Raw genomic sequence first — 16,374 nt, 5'->3', positions numbered from 1 at the left:
GTCTGGCGCGTCTTGCTGTGAGCAGCCCGAATGGCGACCTTGAGTCGTTCATCTTCTTGTTGGCGCTGTGACGGTGGACGCTGGCGCCAGTGGTAGAAGCCCGCACGAGAGACCTCCAGCACACGACAGATAACGGAAATGGGATAGATGTCCTTTTGGTTGGCTATCCACGCGTACTTGGCAGTGACTCCTGAGCAAAGTACGCGGCGGCCTTTTTTATGATGTCGCGCTCCATGTTGGCTTGTGCGAGAGCTTTGCGTAGCCGGGCCACTTCAGCCTCCAGCTCGGCGACAGAACGCGCTCCGGGAATGGCCGATGTATCCTTTCCTCCTTTGGCTGCGACCACCCAGTTGCTCAGTGTGCCTTTGGCAATACCCAACCTTCTGGCGGCTTCAGCTTGGCCAAGGCCTTGCTCCAACACCAGTCGAACCGCCTCTGCCCGAAACTCTGGTGAATAGTGTTCTCTCGATTTCATTCAATACCCCCGATTGTCTCATCGTAACAATCGGGACTGTCTGTGAAAATCAGGATACCTCATGCCCGTGGTGCTCCGCGAAGCAATCTTTCGCCAATATCGCGGGTGGCCTGAGCCAATCAGGAGTATTCATGTCCGATCTGACCCTCTATTTCGCTCCCGGCACTTGTGCCATGGCCGTGCAGATTGCCCTGCTGGAAGCGAATGCCCCGTTCCAACCCCGTCTCGTCAACCTCGCCGCCGGTGAGCAGCGTGATCCTGCGTATCTTGCCATCAACCCCAAAGGGCGGGTGCCTGCCCTTGTCACCGCTCAGGGCACCCTGACCGAGACCCCGGCCCTGCTGCTCTATGTAGCGCAGCGCTTCCCCGATGCCAAGCTGGCGCCGCTGGACAATCCGTTCCTGCTGGCCCGCATGCAGGAGGTCAACAGCTTCCTCGCCTCCACCGTGCATGTCTCCCACGCCCACGGTCGCCGTGGCAGCCGCTGGGCCGATGACGAGCAGGCCATTGCCGCCATGCAGCAGAAAGTCGCCAGCAATATGCGCGATGGCTTTGCCCAGATTGAGCAGCACTATCTGGCAGGCCCCTGGGTGCTGGGCGAGCAGTTCAGCGTGGCGGACATTTATCTGTTCGTGGTCGCGGGCTGGCTGAAAAGCGATGGGGTCGAGATCAGTGAATTCCCCAAAGTGGCCGAGCATTATCAGCGCATGCTGAGCCGTCCGGCGGTCGCCAAGGCACTGGCCAACTAACCATAAAATCAATAGCTCGATAAATAACAAGGGTGCCAGGGCTCTGCTGACACCCTTCCTGCCTCCTCCCCTGCACTTCTTCTCCCGCCTTTGAGATCGTTTTCACATTTCCGTGGTTTTGCCGTGGCCCTTCCCCGGTAAAAAGCCTATCTTTGCGCCATGACGCAACCGGTTGCGTAACCGGTTGCTTAGCGGTTCACAGATTGACGGGCTAAGGCCTGATGAGGTGCTGTATGAAACGAGGCGTACTGCTCAATGCTCCCCTGAGTGCTCTGGTGGCACAGATGGGCCACACCGACGAGATCACCGTCTGCGATGCAGGCTTGCCCATTCCGGCAGGTCCGGAGCGGATCGATCTGGCGCTGATGGCGGGGACGCCCAGCCTTGAAACCGTACTGACCGCCCTGCTCACCGATCTGGTGGTGGAGAAGGTGATCATGGCGAGCGAGATCAAGCAGATCAGCCCCGCCGCCCATCAGGCGCTGGTCGATCAGCTTGAAGCGCACGCAGCCGCCCAGGGCAAGCCCATCGCCATCGAATACTGCCTGCACGAAGAGTTCAAAACCCGCTCCCGCCAGAGCAAGGCGATCGTGCGCAGCGGCGAGGTGACTCCCTACGCCAACCTGATCCTCTGCGCCGGTGTGGCGTTCTGACATTCTTCAAAGAAGGCCTCTTCAAGGAAGCTGCAAATGAGCACAACCTCCCCCCTCTCACCCATTCTGGAGCTGACCGGGATCGTCAAGACCTTCCCCGGTGTGCGCGCCCTCGACGAAGCGGGTCTGCGGGTCTATCCGGGCCAGGTGATGGCCCTGCTCGGCGAAAATGGCGCCGGTAAATCCACCCTGATGAAGGTGCTGACCGGTATCTATCAGGCCGATGCGGGCAGCGTCAGCTACCGCGGCCAGCCGGTTCACTTCAAGGGCCCCCGCGACTCTCAGGATCAGGGGATAAGCATCATCCACCAGGAGCTGAACCTGCTGCCGGAGCTGTCGATTGCCGCCAACATCTTCCTCGGGCGCGAACCCCGTACCCGTTTTGGCAGCATCGACCACAAACAGCTGCGCGAGCGGGCAAGCGGCCTGCTGGCACGACTTGGCGTCAAGCACGGGCCGGATACCCGGCTCGGGGATCTCTCCATCGGCGAACAGCAGATGGTGGAGATTGCCAAGGCGCTGTCGTTCGATGCCAGCGTCATCATCATGGATGAACCCACCGATGCGTTGACCGATACCGAAACCGAGCAGCTGTTCAAGGTTATCCGCGAGCTGCGCGAACAAGGCTGCGGCATCGTCTATATCTCCCACCGCCTCAAGGAGATCTTCGAGATCTGCGATCGGGTCACTGTGCTGCGTGATGGCAAGTGGATCGGCGAGAAGGCGGTAAGCGATCTGGATGAAGACAAGATCATCGAGATGATGGTGGGTCGCCGGCTGGAAGAGCAGTATCCGCGTCTTGAGCGCGAGCTTGGCCCCGTCAGCCTGCAGGTGAAAGATCTGGCTGGTCCCGGTGTGCGCGGGGTGAGTTTCTCCCTGCGTCAGGGTGAAATTCTGGGTTTTAGCGGCCTGATGGGTTCCGGTCGTACCGAGCTGATGAAGCTGATCTACGGCGCCAGCCCCATCAGCGCCGGTGAAGTGCAAGTTGACGGTCATGCGCTGGTGCCCAAAAGCCCGGCCGACGGGTTGGCCGCAGGCATCGCCTATATCTCCGAAGATCGCAAGGGGGATGGGCTGGTGCTGGAACTCTCGGTGCGCGAAAACATGAGTCTGTGCGCCCTCGACGAGTTCATCAGCAACGGCAAGATTGACGGCAAGGCCGAACGGCAGGCGGTGAGTGACTATGTACGTCTGTTCAACATCAAGACCCCGAGTCAGGATCAGCTGATCAAGCTGCTTTCCGGCGGCAACCAGCAGAAGGTAGCCATCGCCAAGGGGCTGCTGACAAGGCCCAAGGTGCTGATCCTCGACGAGCCGACCCGCGGCGTCGACGTGGGGGCGAAGAAGGAAATTTATCAGCTGATCAACCAGTTCAAGAAGGAGGGAATGAGCATCATTCTGGTCTCCTCCGAGATGCCGGAAGTGCTCGGCATGAGCGATCGCATCATGGTGATGCACGAAGGGCGCATCAGCGCAGAGTTCAACACCCGCGATGCCAATCAGGAAAAGCTGATGGCGGCGGCAGTCGGTAAACAGTGGCAAGCAGAGCAAGAGGCATCCCAATGACAACCCAAACCCTTTCCCGCCGTGGCGTCATGAGCAAGGCGTGGTGGATCGAGAACAAATCCCTGGTCGCGCTGCTGGTCCTGATTGGTGTGGTCTCCTTCCTGAGCCCCAACTTCTTCACCGCCGACAACCTCCTCAACATCCTGCGCCAGACCTCGGTCAACGCCATCATGGCGGTCGGTATGACGCTGGTTATCCTCACCGCCGGTATCGATCTGTCGGTCGGCTCGGTACTGGCCCTGTGCGGCGCGCTGGCCGCCACCATGGTCGCCATGGAGCTGCCCATCTGGCTGGTGGTGCCCCTCACTCTGGGTGCCGGTGCCCTGCTGGGTGGCGTCAGCGGTCTCATCATTGCCAAGGGCAAGGTGCAGGCGTTCATCGCTACTCTGGTCACCATGACCGCCCTGCGTGGTATCACCATGGTCTATACCGAGGGCCGCCCCATCTCCACCGGTTTCAGTGACGGCGCCGATCACTTCGCCTGGCTCGGTACCGGTTACCTGTTCGGTCTGCCGGTGCCCATCTGGCTGATGGCCATCGTCTTCCTGCTCGCCTGGTTCATGCTCAACCACACCCGTCTCGGTCGCTACATCTACGCGCTGGGCGGTAACGAGTCTGCCACCCGCCTCTCCGGTATCAATGTGGATCGGGTGAAGCTGGCGGTGTATGGTCTGTGCGGCGCGCTCTCGGCGCTGGCAGGGCTTATCGTTACCTCTCGTCTCTCCTCTGCCCAGCCGACGGCGGGCATGGGTTACGAGCTGGATGCCATCGCCGCGGTGGTGCTGGGTGGTACCAGCCTGATGGGCGGCAAGGGCCGCATCATGGGGACCCTGATCGGTGCCTTGATCATCGGCTTCCTCAACAACGCCCTCAACCTGCTCGACGTATCCTCCTATTACCAGATGATCGCCAAGGCCAGCGTGATCTTGCTTGCCGTGATGATCGATAACAAAAGCAATCGTTGATAAGACAAGCCACACACAAGGAATGAAATGATGAAAAAGCTCAATACCCTGCTCGCTGCCGCCATCATGTCCGTGCTGGGCACCGCCCATGCCGCCGATCAAACCCTGGCCATGCTGGTCTCCACCCTCAACAACCCCTTCTTCGTCACCATGAAAGAGGGTGCCGAAGCCAAAGCCAAAGAGCTTGGCTACGAGCTGGTGGTACTGGATTCCCAGAATGACCCGGCCAAAGAGCTCTCCAACATGGAAGATCTGACCGTACGCAAGGTCGGCGCCATCCTGATCAACCCCACCGACTCCGAAGCGGTCGGCAACGCCATTCGTCTGGCCAACCGTGCCAGCATTCCGGTACTGACTCTGGACCGCGGCGCCGCGCAGGGTGAGGTCAAGGCTCACATTGCCTCCGACAATGTGGCGGGCGGCAAGCTGGCCGGTGACTTCATCACCGAGAAACTGGGTACCGGTGCCAAGGTGATCCAGCTGGAAGGGATTGCCGGTACCTCCGCCGCCCGCGACCGTGGCGAAGGTTTTGCCCTGGCCGTGGCGGCCAACAAGCTGCAAGTGCTGGCTTCCCAGCCTGCTGACTTTGACCGCACCAAGGGTCTGAACGTCATGGAAAACCTGCTGGCGGCCCATCCGACCGTACAGGCTGTGTTCGCCCAGAACGACGAGATGGCGCTGGGTGCCATCCGCGCGGTACAAGCTGCCGGTAAAGAAGTGATGATCGTCGGCTTCGACGGCACTGACGATGGCAAAGCCGCCGTTGCCAAGGGTAAACTGGCCGCCACCGTGGCCCAGCAGCCTGCGCTGATCGGTGCCATCGGCGTCGAGACTGCCGACAAGGTGCTGAAAGGTCAGCCGGTCGAGAAATCCATTCCGGTACCGCTGCAAGTGGTCAGCAAGTAAGTTCTCGAGGGGAGGTTCGCCTCCCCTTTTCCCTCTCGTTCAGGTGCCTCCCGGCTTGGGCTCACTCCATCACAGTGTTCAAGCCAAGATGCATCAGGAGTAGTCAACATGAATCGTCTCGTCGTTCTGGGCAGTGTCAATGCAGACCATGTGCTGCGCGTACCCCACTTTCCTCGCCCGGGTGAAACCCTGACCGGTCACAGCTATCAGGTGGTCCCGGGTGGCAAGGGGGCTAATCAGGCGGTTGCGGCTGCCCGCCTTGGTGCCCCCGTCTCCTTTATCGCCCGCATCGGTGATGACGCCATCGGCCACCAGATGAAGAGCGGCTTTGCCAAAGACGGTATTGACGTGAGCGCCGTCGAGCTCGATCCCAAGCTCCCGACCGGCATCGCCATCATCTATGTGAGCGATGAGGGGGAGAACAGTATCGGTATCTCCGCCGAAGCCAACGGCGCCATCACCCCTGCGGTGGTGAAAAGCCACGAAGCGATGATCGCCGACGCCCACACCCTACTGTTGCAGCTGGAAGTGCCGCTCGAGAGCGTCCATGAAGCTGCACGGCTGGCCCGCGCCCATGGCACCCGGGTGGTGCTCAACCCCGCCCCTGCCCGTCCGCTCTCAAGCGAGCTGCTGGCGCTGGTCGACCTTATCACCCCCAACCAGACCGAAGCCGAGCTGCTGACCGGCATCAAAGTCACCGACGAAGCGAGTGCCCGCGAGGCGGCTGCCCGCTTCCACCAGATGGGCATTGCGGACGTGATGATCACCCTGGGGTCGCAGGGGGTCTATTGCAGCAACGCACAGCAGCAACAGCTGATCCCGGGCTTTCGGGTCAAGGCGGTGGATACCACAGCCGCGGGCGATACCTTCAACGGCGCCCTGCTGGCGGCGGAACTGGCCGGTGCCGATTTCCACGGTGCGGTGCGCTTTGCCCACGGGGCGGCGGCACTCTCCGTCACCCGCTTCGGCGCCCAGAGCTCCATCCCGAGCAAGCAGGAGGTCGACGCCTTCCTGCTTGAGCAGACTGCGCAGGGGCACTGATGGCCAATATCAAGGAGGTGGCAGCCCTGGCGGGGGTCTCGACCACCACCGTCTCCCACGTCATCAACGAGACCCGTTTCGTGGCCGAGGAGACCCGCGAGCGGGTCTTTGCGGCCATGCGCGACCTCAACTATGCCCCGAGTCTGGTGGCCCGCAGCCTCAAGGTGAAGGAGACCAACAGTATCGGCATGCTGGTCACCACCTCCAGCAACCCCTTCTTTGCCGAGGTGGTACGCGGGGTGGAGCGCTACTGCTTCGAGCAGGGCTACAACCTGATGCTGGGCAACACCGAGGGTCAGGCCGAGACGGCCCTTTCCTACCTCAAGATGATGCTGCGCAAGCGGGTCGATGGCCTGCTGATCATGTGCAGCGAAGGCCAACAAGAGGTGTTCAACCAGCTCGACTGGCTCAAGAGCCTGCCGGTGGTGGTGATGGATTGGGGGCTGGTCAGCGAGGATGTGGATCTTATCGCCGACAACTCCTTCCACGGCGGTTATCTCGCAACCCGCCATCTGATTGAGCTGGGCCATACCGCCATCGGTTGCATCACAGGCCCCCACAGCCGCGCCCCCGCCAACCAGCGCCAAGCTGGCTTCGAGCAGGCGTTGCAGGAGGCGGGTCTCACGCTCAATCCTGACTGGATCCAGGAGGGGGACTTTGACTGCGCCAGCGGCCATCAGGCGATGACTCGTCTGCTGGCATTGCCCGAGCGTCCCACCGCCCTCTTTGTCTGCAACGACATGATGGCGATGGGGGCCATCAGTGCCGCCCATCAGGCGGGGCTGGTGATCCCGCGGGATATCTCCATCGTCGGCTATGACAATGTGGCGCTGGCCGAATTTATGTCGCCGCCGCTCACCACCGTCAATCAGCCCAAAGAGGAGCTGGGTCGCCTCGCCGTCACCCGCCTGCTGGCCCGCATCAACGGCGAAGCGGTGGAGAATCACCTGATCACCGTCGACCCTGACCTGGTGATCAGACAATCTTGCGCGCCCCGCCCCTGATTTTCAGGGGCAACAAAAGAACAAGGCGACCCAGAGGTCGCCTTGTTTCGTTTTATCTCTGCCGTGCAATACCGCTTTTGCCCTCAGGCCAGCGACCGGGTCTCCCTGGCTGCCAGCACTTGCAGTGGCGCCAGCCCCAATCGTCTGGCCAGAGGCTGCAACAACTCGCCATCATCATCCCCCTGCGGCAACCAGTAGCGAACAGGCCAGCCGGCTGCCAGCTGCGCCGAGGTGGTGCTGCCAATCTCTCTGAGCGCCAAAGTGCAACCCTGCTGCCGCAATCCCGCCAGCAAGGCACTATCCTGCTGCAGCGTCGGTATCAGCAACACCAGCGGCGTACGGGAAGCCTCCGGCAAATAGGCCAGTAGATGGGTCAGCTGGGCCTGATTGTCGAGCGGGACCAGCAGTGCCCGACCATCGGCATACTGCGCCTCGTGTGTTTGCAGCACACGGGCCAACACGGGCCCCAGTACGCCGCACTCCTGCAGCCAGCGCATCTGGCAGGGCGCCCCCAGCTCACGCCACTCAAGCGCCAATTGCCACATCTCGTTGCCCTGTCCGTCCGTCAGCGCCTGCAATGCCACTCGCAGCGGTGCAGGCTCGCGCCCCGCCAGCCACTCTCGCAGCTGATGAAGCTGCTGCTGACTCAACTGCAACTGCTGCAGCATGGCAGGCTCAAACCAGCTGATCGCCCCCTCCTGGCTGCGCTTGGCCTGGTTGAGGGCCAGGATGGCCTGATCCAGCAACCGGGCGGCATCCTGTTGCTGCGCCTTGGCGACCCCGAGTCGACAGGCCAGATCGAAGCTGCACTCCCGGGTCACGAACTCGAAATGGAGCAGATCCACCAGCTCATGAATGGCGGTTTCCTGCGCATCATCCGCCTTGGTCAGCACCACGGCAAATTCGTCACCACCGAGCCGGTAAGCGTGACTGCCATGGGCCTGTTGCAGCTTGTTGGCCACCATCTGCAACAACCGATCACCGACCTGATAACCCAGCAGATCATTGACCTGCTTGAAGCGCTTGAGATCGAGCACCACCAAAGCGCTCACCTCGCCGGCATGCAGAGCGCGAGAGAGCTGCTCCTGCAGGGCACGGCGGTTGCCAAGCTGGGTCAGAGGATCGAGCAGGGCAAGCCGACGGTTCGCCAGATTGGCGCGAATGAGGGCAGCGACCAGAGCGCCACCGGTCAGCAACAGGATCAGTTGCCAGATCTGCAGCCAGAACAGGCTGTTGCGGATCTGGCTGACCGAATGCTCCCGCTCTTGGCCGGAGAGGATCTGATCCCCTATCTGTTCGATGAGACGGGTCTGGCTGGCGATCGCCTCCTGCAAGCGGGCAAGCTCAGCCCCCTCGCGCAGCGCACCGGCCTCCATCTGGGGTTCGAGCTGCTTGATCTGCTCGAACAGGGTGGCCAGCACCTTGCCGAGCCCGTGCCGCTGGCGCATCTCGGCGGTTTCACTGCTGATGAGGAAGATATCGAGCCGGTTCCACAGCAGATCGTAATCAAGGCTCAGGGTCTCCATCGACAGTCTGCCAGCCCGATAGAGCTGCAAGTCGTAGAGGAAACGCTGGGATTCGAGCATTACCTGGCTGATGTTCCAGTGGACATTGCGGTAGAAGGTATCGACCAGTTGCTCCTGCCGATACTGCAGATAGAGGCTGCTGCCCGACGAGAGCAGAAACAGCAGCGACACCGCAACCAACAGCAGATTTTGGCGGGATAGCCCCATCAATCGACGATCTCGATGCGGGTCACCTGCCACACCATGCAGTTGTGAATGGCAGGCACGTCCAGCTTGGGATAGGTGGTGAACGGGATGAGCAGCCAGAGCGGCCCCTTGTTACGCCGGGTCAGCGGTTTGCCGTCCTCCTGACGCACCAGGGTCAGCGGCACGCCGTCGAACAGGGCCAGATCCACCACCTGCTGATAGCCGTTGAGGGCCGAGACGGCGATCTTGCGAGCATCCGGGATCCCTTGCGCTGCCAGCACGGCAGACAGGGTCGGCCCGCGATAGTGGTGGGCGCCCTGAGTCCAGGGAGTAGTCGTGGTGAATTCGGTCTGTGGCAAGGCAGAGATGGCCGCCTCATCGAGGGTCACCTGCTGGCCATCTGGCAGTACCAGGGTCATCAGGGGGATGGAGGCCGATGCGCTGGCACTGGCCAGCATCAGGAGAAAAAAAGCGATCCATTGCTTTACTGCGGTCATGGTAATTTGCGCCAACTGCGTCCCATTTTTTTAATGGTTGCCAGTGTGGCGATTTCACCGAACCATTGCAACTGTCCCGTCGCACAGTAGCTCAGGGACCGCGCATCTCCATCCAGTTGTGTCCCTCGACTTGCCTCGGTTGATGAATACCGCACGCCTCCAGCAACTCATCGACATAGGCGGGCACCAGCAGGGAGGCTGGGCCATAACGTTTCTCGTCAAACTGGCTACCCACCTCGCTCGGTTCGAGATTGAGCTCGATGGTGTGCGCCCCGTTCAATCCCGCCTCATGGACAAACCCGGCGGCCGGATAGACGGCGCCAGAGGTGCCGATGGAGATAAAGAGATCGCACTGGGCAAGCGCACTATAGATGCGATCCAGCCCGAGCGGCATTTCGCCAAACCAGACCACATGGGGACGCATCGGCTGGGGGAACTGGCAGCAGGAGCAGAGCTCGTCCTGATGGAGATCACCGCGCCACTCGATCACCTGACCGGACTCGGGGCAGCGGGCCTTGAGAAGCTCGCCGTGCATATGGATAAGGTTCTTGCTGCCCGCGCTCTCGTGCAGATTGTCGATGTTCTGGGTGACCAGAGTCACCGAACCGGGCAGCAGTCGTTCGAGGCGGGCCAGCGCATAGTGGGCCGGATTAGGGTGAACCTGGGGCTGTTGCAGCTGTTTGCGGCGGGAGTTGTAAAAGCGCAGCACCAGTTCGGGATCCCGGGCATACCCCTCGGGGGTCGCCACATCCTCGACCTTGTGCTCTTCCCACAAACCGTCGCAGGCACGAAAAGTCTTGATGCCGGATTCGGCAGAGATCCCCGCGCCGGTCAGGATCACGATATGTTTATATGACTGCGCCATAAGCTGCTCCGTCTATCCCCGCACAATAAATGTGACCTTAGCACAGGGAAAAAAGTGTCACTATTCGCCCTTGGTCTTAAGCGGCACCGCTGGCGGCACGGACAACCAGGCATCCAGTACCGACAGATCCAGCCTGACAAAGACCATCTCCCGTCCGGTCACCAGGGTCAGCGGCAAGCCAAGGCGCTTGAGCAGGGTCAGCATGGGCCGGTTCTGGGCCAGCACTTCCGCCGTCCACTCCCGGATCCCGTCCGCCCTGGCCAGCAGTGCCAGCGCCAGCAGAATGCGTCGCCCCGCCCCCTTGTGCTGGAAGTGATCCGCCACGATGCAGGAGAACTCCGCCCGATCGGGATGAAGGCGGCGGCGGATTGATTGCGCCTGAGCCAGCGGCTCACCAGCCAGATCGGTCAGCAACAGCGAAATCTGTTGTTCAGGATGGTAATTGAGAAATTGGGCTACCTGTTCCGGTGGCGGTGTCCGTTTCGGACGCATAAAGCGCAGATAGATGCTCTCTTCACTCAATGCATCGTAAGCAGCCAGCATGCGGGCAGGCGCCACCCCATGCAGCTCGCGCAGCAAGCAAGGCACCTCGGAGACCTCCATAGCCAGTGGCAACGCGGTCCGGGAAGCCGGATGAGGCCATCCATCCAGTCCTTTGCCAAGGCGCTCCCGGTGCATGGGCCAGCAGAGGTAGCGCGGCATGGCTTACCAGCGCCCCGTCATACCGCGCTCTCGCCACACCTCGACGTCGAGCAGGTTGTAAGGATCATCCAGATAGACAGCGATCCCCAGCTCCCGAACCCGGGCCATAAAACGCCCCAGCAGGGAGTCACCGGTCAAGGACTCCATCTCTGGCAAGATCCCCTGCCCCAGCAGCAAGGCTTGCAGCGGCAAACGCTCCAGCAGATCGAATGGCAGATGCTGGCTGTTATCGAGCAGCAGCGCCAGCTTGCTCCCCGCCAGACTGGCTTGCAGCACCAGTGCGAAGCGATCGGCATTGCCGAGCAGGTGGTCTCGACGGTGGATCAGCAGGGTCAGTTCGGCTGGGGTGCGCGACTGCTCCGTCAGCCAATCCTTGAGCGCTTCCCAGCGGCTGGGCAAACCCGTCACCGCCAGCCAGACCGGATGAGGGGTCGCGGGACTGGAGAGCAGCCCTAGCTGACCCTGCACCTCCCCCTGCCACCGGCGGATGGTGCGGCGCTGGCCGCTCAAGCGCTGTTGACGCAGCGGGCCCAGATAGAGTCGACGCAGCAACCTGAGCAGCTCGTCGCAATCAAGCGGCTTGGCCAGTGCTGCAAGAATGTTGAAACCGGCATCGTGCAACAGACGGCGGGCACCGTCGATCAGCGTCTGTTCATGGGCCGAGAGCAGCACAATGGGCAGCCCGGCCTCCTGCAACTGGGGCTGGTTCATCAGCAGACTGATGGCATCTTGCTCCACCAGACTGAGATCGCACACCAGCAGGCTGATGTCGCCCGCCGACAATGCCGCAAGACAGGCCGATTCATCCTGTACCCACTGACAGGAGAGCCCCAACCCGGCGATGGTCTGTTGCAATTGCATCCCCTGAAACGGGTGATCCTCGAGCAGCAGCACCTTGTTAGCGGCCATCCAGTTGCACCAGTTACGGTAACTGGCGGCAAGCCCCCCCAGCCAATCCTCGCCGATAGCGTAGATCCCCTCATGCTGCTGCAACTGGGGGAAATAGTCCGCCTGCTGATGAGCGGCGGGGTCGTAAAGGGCAATGGCACCTGCCGCAAACAACCCTTCCCACTGCCAGCAGGCATCCGGTCGGGTACGGTGCAGCGTGACATAGGAGGGCAATGTCATGGTGCTGGCCAACTCATGGGCGGTGCTGTCGAGGGCATAGAGCACAATGGGGCAAAATCCTGCCGCCTCATGCTCTTCCGAATCGAGCAACGCCAGTAATTCTTCATCAGTGATGATCATCTTGAGCCCTCTTTGAAAACTGCTGGCTGAACTCATCCAGTGCCCGGTTCAATCTGGCTTGCAGCATCGGACGGGGCGCCTGTTGCCACTCTTCAATGACCGCCACCAACGCAGTCGCCCCTACCATTCTGGCGGCCCCCTTCAACTTGTGTAAAGCAGCATTCACGCCAACTTCATCTTCTTCTGTGCTGCAGCGCTCAAGTTCGGCCAAATCATCACGGGTAGCCTTCAGATAAAGGGCAGCCAGTTCATCGGTCAGCAGCGAGGCAACCGGTGTCGGGGCGACAACATTGCTCCTCTCTTTGGCAATATGGCGCAGCAAGGTCGCCAGCTCCTTGAGGGCGACCGGCTTGTCCAGATGACCATCGCAACCGCAGGATTGCAGCTCCCTTGCCGCCTGATCACTGAGATCTGCGGTGATCACATAGACCGGCAGACGGGCCCAACAGGCGGATTGGCGCAATTGCCTGCACAGCTCGGCCCCGTTCATCACCGGCATCTGCAGATCGGTCAGCACAAAATCCACCTCCTGCTGTGCCAGCATCTCCAGCGCCAGCTGCCCGTTGGCGGCAGTGATAACGCTGGCACCAAGTTGCCCCAGTTGCAGGCTGATCAGCTCGCGATTGACATCGTGATCTTCAACCAGCAGTACCCGCATGCCAAGCCCGGGCTGGGTACCGGCCACCGGTTGATCCGGGGTCAACCGTGGCTGCAGCAGAGTGATGATGGTCCCGGGCACCCAGGACTCCCCTTGCCAGGCCCAATAGTAGAGCCCCTTCTCGTCCACCTCCGCTTGCAGCGTATCAACGGCGTTGCTGACGGTGGCGATCCCCAATCGACTGAGCCAGGGCGACAGCGCTTGCGCCTCACCGTGCGGTAAAGAGAGCGCCAGCTGCCGCACATTGGGCTGCCAGTCCGGCTCCTGCTGCACCCGCTTGAGGGGCAACTCGCAATAGAAGCGGCTACCACCACCGGCGCGCCCCTCGACATCGATAAGCCCACCCATCTGCTCGATCAGCTGCTTGCAGATCGCCAGACCAAGACCGGTGCCCGGCGCCCGCAACTGCCCTTCAACGGCAAACTGCTCGAACGGCATAAAGAGCGTGGTACGCATCTTGGCGGTGATCCCCGGTCCCTGATCATCCACACCAAAGCGCAAGGTCGATGCGACCACCTCGGCCCACAGCACCACTTCCCCACGCAGGCTGAACTTGATGGCATTGGAGAGCAGGTTGTGGAGCACTTGCCGTACCCGGTGAGGGTCGAGGGTCTGCAGGGCTGGCAGAGCTGGATCCAACTTAAGGCGCAGTTGCAATCCCTTGGCCCGCGCCTTGGTCCAGTGCACTGCCGCCACGTGCTCGCACAGCTCGGCAAAATCGGTGGGTTGCGGCGAGAGGGAGAGTTTGCTGTTTTCATTGCGGCTAAAGTCGAGCACATCGTTGAGCAGGCCGAGCAGCTCATCCCCCGCCTGACGCACCCGCGCCAGCGCCGAATCCTGCTCTCTCGACAAAGGAGTGCTGGCCAGCCACTCCAGCAAGCCGAGCATGGCGTTCATCGGCGTGCGGATCTCGTGGCTGATGGCGGCCAGAAAGCGCCCCTTGGCCAGAACTGCCTGTTGCGCCTGCTCATGGGAGTGCTGCAATGCCTGATCCTGCTCGACCCTGGTAGTGGCATCCTGCATCACCGCATAGATCCGCCAACCCTGCGGCTGACTGCGGCCACGGCCATAGAGCTGCAACCAGCGCAGACCCTTGGTCGGATGGTAATAGCGCATGGTGAACGCGAAGGGTTTGCCAGCCTGCAACATGGCGAACATCTCACGGCTTACCCGGCGGCGATCCTCGCGCTCCAGCATAGTGAGCACCCGTTTAGGCTCACGGCGGATCTGCTGACTCGCCAGCCCCAGCAGCTCGTAACAGCCCCGGCTGATAAACTCGATCCCCCCTACCCGTCCCCGCTCGAACATAAACTGCAGCACCACGCCGGGAACGGTATTGGTCAGGGCGCGCAGGCGGCGCTCTGCCTGACGCAGGAAACGGGCCTGCTCACGCAGCACACTGATATCCGACAGGGCGATGAGATCGGTGGCAGGTGCTTGCTTGTCCAGTCGCAGCGGATGTTGGGCATAGGCGAAGACCTGATCCCCCAGCACCAGCTCCCCTTCACTCTTTTGCGGCTGTACCGGCGGCAGCATCAACTGTTGCGAATAGCGCAGGGCCAGACGTCGCCCCTGTTTATTGGATTTGATCACCTTGCCCTGGCTATTGCGCAGATAGACGGGCACCGGCAACGCCTGAAACATGGTTTCCCGCAGCTCGCTCTCGATGGCCAGCGCCTTCTCGGCGGCGTGACGCTGGGCCACTTCCCTCGCCAGTTGCTGGCGGGAACGCCAGATCCCGCCGATGACGATACCGCTGATCAGCAGTGCCATGGCAATGGAGCCAAACCAGGCGGCGTAGCTCACGCCGGGCTGCTGCACAACGAGCAAGCGGCGCCAGCGCTGGTTAAGTTCGTCAATCTGGGTGCTGGTCAGCGCCATCAGGTTGCGATCCATCACCCCGGCCAGTTCGGTCTGACTCTTGTTGATGGCAAAGCCAAGACTGAAGCGATCTTCCAGCTCCTCGATATCGAGCCCTTCCAGCAAGTTGGTACGCTGGGGATATTGCAGCTGATATAGCTCGCTCAGCATGGCGTCAGCCTTGCCCTGTTTGATTGCGGCAAGCCCCTGCTCGAGGCCGTCGGTGCGAACCCACTCCTGATCACCGAGCAGGGCGAGCAAGGAGGGATCGTAGAGGGATTCCGGCACCAGAATACGCTGCCGCTTGAGCTGCGCCATGCGATCGGCAGCCAGCTTGCGCTTGCTGATCAAGGCAAACCGGTTGGTGGAGATCGTCCGACTGAAAATGAACTGATCCGTCAATGCCGGGGATTCCGGCAAGCCGGCCATCATATCCGCCTCACCACGGCGCAGCTTTTCTACGGCCTCCGCCTTGCTGGCGGCAGGCACCAGCTTGTATTTCAGGCCGGTCTCCTGGGTGACCCAGCGCAGCACATCCGCGCTCCACCCTTTCGCCTCCCCCAGATCATTGACGCCGCTATAGGGCATCAACTCGGGATTGACCACCAGGCGAATGGTGCGCCCGCGGCCGGATAACCAGGCCTGCTCGGTATCGCTGAAGTGGGGCTGGTTGACATATAGCGACCCCTGATCGAGATAACGAGCCAGATCGGTATAGATAGTACCGGCAGGCATATGGCGGATCAGGGTGTCCACCAGATTGGCCAACTCCGGCTGATCACGCATCATCAGGCGATAGCTGATGATCCGATCCTCACCAAACAGGCGGCGCAGGCGCAACCCATCGGCAGGAAACTCGCGCATCAGATAGCGCAGTTGCAGATAGTCCCCCAGATAGGCGTCACCCTTGCCACTCTGCAGCGCGTCGTAGACCTTCTCTCCACTTTTTAGGGAAATAATGCGCGCCTGAGGATAGAGCTCGTGCAGCAGGCGGGCAGAGTCTGCCAGCGAGTAGACCAGAAAGCGGGCCTGTTTGAGATTTTCACCCTTGTAGAGGATGGCGGCATCGGTCTCCATCATCGGACGACTTAACCGCATGCCCTCCACGGCCTTCTTGCGGGTTCCGACATAGGGAATGATGTCACAGTCACCCTCTGCGAGCCCATTGCGCAATGTCTGCCAATCGGGCAACTCTTTGAGCACGAGGGGAACCGGGAATAGCTCCTGCAACCGGGCGAGACGATCCTTGAGCAGTCCCCCCTCGGCCATCAGGTATGGTGGAGGAAGCGTCGCAGGATAGCAGAGCGAAAGCTGACTCAGTGAATTTACATAAGCTTGGGCCGCCGGCGCCAACGGCAGCACTGTGGTCTGCAAAGGCTTGGCGTGCAATGGCAGTGCCAGCACGGCACCCAGAAGAAAAATGGGGAATTTGGTCATCTGAAAACAAAAGCCAGGCATCTGCCTGGCTTTTTA

13 protein-coding genes and 1 pseudogene are annotated in these 16,374 nt (G+C 61.2%); 7 read left to right on the top strand and 7 right to left on the bottom strand.

Annotated elements, in window-relative coordinates; genetic code table 11:
- Positions 1-475 (bottom strand): annotated as a pseudogene (locus AB5Y97_RS09330) (IS3-like element ISAeme20 family transposase); the annotation flags it as partial.
- A 131-nt stretch (positions 476-606) separates the two neighbouring features.
- On the opposite strand from AB5Y97_RS09330, the gene AB5Y97_RS09325 reads away from it, so the two are divergent.
- The 7 genes from AB5Y97_RS09325 (at position 607) to AB5Y97_RS09295 (ending at position 7,359) form a co-directional block, all read left to right on the top strand.
- Positions 607-1,224 (top strand): glutathione S-transferase family protein, encoded by a 618-nt coding sequence (locus tag AB5Y97_RS09325; RefSeq protein ID WP_064337957.1) that lies wholly within the window; start codon positions 607-609, stop codon positions 1,222-1,224.
- A 233-nt stretch (positions 1,225-1,457) separates the two neighbouring features.
- Positions 1,458-1,877, top strand: coding sequence for a D-ribose pyranase (gene rbsD, locus AB5Y97_RS09320; protein ID WP_058052594.1), 420 nt, complete (start codon positions 1,458-1,460; stop codon positions 1,875-1,877).
- A 36-nt stretch (positions 1,878-1,913) separates the two neighbouring features.
- Positions 1,914-3,443 carry a ribose ABC transporter ATP-binding protein RbsA gene (gene rbsA, locus AB5Y97_RS09315; RefSeq protein ID WP_139730691.1) on the top strand — a complete coding sequence of 510 codons (1,530 nt, stop codon included), beginning with the start codon at positions 1,914-1,916 and terminating at the stop codon, positions 3,441-3,443.
- Positions 3,440-4,408, top strand: a complete 969-nt coding sequence (gene rbsC, locus AB5Y97_RS09310; protein WP_005336670.1) for a ribose ABC transporter permease — start codon at positions 3,440-3,442, stop codon at positions 4,406-4,408. Before rbsA ends, rbsC begins: the two co-directional genes overlap by 4 nt.
- A gap of 30 nt (positions 4,409-4,438) precedes the next feature.
- Entirely contained in the window at positions 4,439-5,314 is an 876-nt protein-coding gene (rbsB, locus tag AB5Y97_RS09305; protein ID WP_368157687.1) for a ribose ABC transporter substrate-binding protein RbsB, read from the top strand.
- A gap of 108 nt (positions 5,315-5,422) precedes the next feature.
- Positions 5,423-6,355 carry a ribokinase gene (gene rbsK, locus AB5Y97_RS09300; protein WP_274161706.1) on the top strand — a complete coding sequence of 311 codons (933 nt, stop codon included), beginning with the start codon at positions 5,423-5,425 and terminating at the stop codon, positions 6,353-6,355.
- Positions 6,355-7,359: a substrate-binding domain-containing protein gene (locus tag AB5Y97_RS09295; RefSeq protein WP_019446363.1), complete on the top strand. Its 1,005-nt coding sequence runs from the start codon at positions 6,355-6,357 to the stop codon at positions 7,357-7,359. The genes rbsK and AB5Y97_RS09295 overlap by 1 nt, the downstream gene beginning before the upstream one ends.
- A gap of 83 nt (positions 7,360-7,442) precedes the next feature.
- On the opposite strand, the gene AB5Y97_RS09290 is transcribed toward AB5Y97_RS09295, so the two are convergent.
- The 6 genes from AB5Y97_RS09290 to AB5Y97_RS09265 form a co-directional block, all read right to left on the bottom strand.
- Positions 7,443-9,092, bottom strand: coding sequence for a diguanylate cyclase (locus AB5Y97_RS09290; RefSeq protein WP_274161705.1), 1,650 nt, complete (start codon positions 9,090-9,092; stop codon positions 7,443-7,445).
- Positions 9,092-9,568, bottom strand: a complete 477-nt coding sequence (locus AB5Y97_RS09285; RefSeq protein ID WP_139733250.1) for a hypothetical protein — start codon at positions 9,566-9,568, stop codon at positions 9,092-9,094. Before AB5Y97_RS09285 ends, AB5Y97_RS09290 begins: the two co-directional genes overlap by 1 nt.
- 91 nt (positions 9,569-9,659) lie before the next feature.
- Positions 9,660-10,433 carry a Sir2 family NAD+-dependent deacetylase gene (gene cobB / locus AB5Y97_RS09280; protein WP_005336680.1) on the bottom strand — a complete coding sequence of 258 codons (774 nt, stop codon included), beginning with the start codon at positions 10,431-10,433 and terminating at the stop codon, positions 9,660-9,662.
- 60 nt (positions 10,434-10,493) lie between these two features.
- Entirely contained in the window at positions 10,494-11,135 is a 642-nt protein-coding gene (locus AB5Y97_RS09275) for a GNAT family N-acetyltransferase (RefSeq protein WP_274161704.1), read from the bottom strand.
- A gap of 3 nt (positions 11,136-11,138) precedes the next feature.
- Complete coding sequence (locus AB5Y97_RS09270) at positions 11,139-12,383, bottom strand: response regulator (RefSeq protein WP_274161703.1); 1,245 nt, start codon at positions 12,381-12,383, stop codon at positions 11,139-11,141.
- On the bottom strand, positions 12,370-16,359 hold the full coding sequence (locus AB5Y97_RS09265; RefSeq protein WP_368157682.1) for a transporter substrate-binding domain-containing protein: 3,990 nt from the start codon (positions 16,357-16,359) through the stop codon (positions 12,370-12,372). Before AB5Y97_RS09265 ends, AB5Y97_RS09270 begins: the two co-directional genes overlap by 14 nt.
- Positions 16,360-16,374: the final 15 nt, after the last annotated feature.

It is taken from the genome of Aeromonas sp. R10-2, assembly GCF_040908445.1.
Classification (GTDB): Bacteria; Pseudomonadota; Gammaproteobacteria; order Enterobacterales; family Aeromonadaceae; genus Aeromonas; species Aeromonas veronii.
Note: the sequence above shows the minus strand (reverse complement) of the source record. Positions and strands in the feature narration are given on the sequence as shown.